Below are 1,544 nucleotides of genomic sequence, written 5' to 3'. Positions count from 1 at the left end.
CGAAATTCTAGAAACCGGCAATGATTCGTTCCGCTTCAAACAGCGCAAGAAACAGATGAAAATCGCGTAGCCAACTGGAAAGTTTTGGACGCTGTTACCTGGAAACTATTGGACGCTGATTGACAGCCTGATGATCCGAATCAGGCTTCACCGCGACCAACACTCCAGCTAGAGCTATCCCCACTTATCCCACCTGATGAGATCGAGACTCTTCTCGCAATACCAGGTACCGCTATTGCCATCATCAACCGCGGCCGAATCCAACGTCGTGACGTGATCCGCCTGTACCCAAAACAGCAGAGGAGCGCGACATGAAAGCTATCGCAATCAATATGCCGGTGATGCGTGAAGCAGAGGGGCATTGGTATTGGCCAGGGGCAACGTCCCCGGCGACATTGCTTGCCTTGGTTCTGTTACTAACCGCATTCGTATTTGCTTACCGATACCCTGCAATGAAAGCTGACGAAGCGATTCAACGCATTGATGCCATAAACGAGTTGAGTGGCCAATCAGTGAAACGCACACAAGCAGCACTTTCTCGCCTCCAAGTTTTAATAGCCGACCAGCCTGAATGGCTGCGACAAGTGGCAGCTGAGCAGACCTCTAACCTCCAAGAACAGCTATCCCTAGTCAATCCTTTGAGCAAGGAGCAGGTGCTTCAGAATGCAGTAGCGCAGCAAGAACGGTACGACCAGGCGCATCAGCTAATTGAGGAGTCGCCGTTTAAAGGGCTAACAAAAAAACAGGTGCCGCTGAGCGTTGAGGGTAAAACTTATCTAAGTGCACTTGAGGTTAAACGCCCCTCTCGATTCGACTATCAACGCTTATCGGATGGGGTACTCGATGCACTGCCTGTGCTGCAAGAAGGATTCAAGCTTCAGGCTCAAACAGAGAATTTGGTTCATCGACTAGATGTGCAACTGAATGGTGATAAGGCAAGCGCTCTCGGACCAGCCGCAGCTACAGCTCAGCAAGCTACCGACTATCCTAGTGAACTGCCGCCAAAGCTTGAGCAGTCGCGGTCCTCTCCAGCAGCTTCAGTCGACACGCTCAACGACGCCATACGGCAAGCAGGGAGAAACGCAAAACGGCAACAGCGCCAAGCTGAGTTGGAAGCCAGGAATCTCGCACGTTTAGCGGAACGAGAAGCCCTAAGCACCGAACAACAGGTACAACGTGGGCAGCAGAAAGCACAGCGACTGGCTGTTCAACGTCAACGTGTTGATGAGCGTCAAGCCACCGCAGCTTTAGAGGCTACACGACGAGCAGATCTCAGGGTCGCAGCGGCGAGACGCCAGGCGGTAGCAGCGGCCGAGGCTAAGCAAAAGGAATGTACCGCTAGCCTCGTGGCGAGAGCTAGATGCGCCGCACAAGGCTACAACCCACTGACAGGCACCAAGTATTAATTACTATGACCATGAACGAGCCCCATGAAAGACAGGACACCGTTTCCCCCTTACGATAAGGGATAGGCAAACGGTTATGTTTATGACTAATAGCAACGATAAGAGTGGTGAGCTTTTGGGTCAGGAGCGGCGGCGCCG

At 52.6% G+C, this 1,544-nt stretch carries 1 protein-coding gene; it reads left to right on the top strand.

The window, feature by feature from the left end; all coding sequences use genetic code 11:
- Window positions 1-311: 311 nt before the first annotated feature.
- Window positions 312-1,406 carry a hypothetical protein gene (locus FQ182_RS29565; protein WP_149415360.1) on the top strand — a complete coding sequence of 365 codons (1,095 nt, stop codon included), beginning with the start codon at window positions 312-314 and terminating at the stop codon, window positions 1,404-1,406.
- Window positions 1,407-1,544 lie beyond the last annotated feature (138 nt).

Origin of the sequence: Pseudomonas sp. ANT_H4 (assembly GCF_008369295.1) — a bacterium.
Lineage (GTDB): Bacteria > Pseudomonadota > Gammaproteobacteria > Pseudomonadales > Pseudomonadaceae > Aquipseudomonas.
The sequence above is the reverse complement of the archived record's forward strand: the minus strand, read 5'-3'. Positions and strand labels throughout refer to the sequence as shown.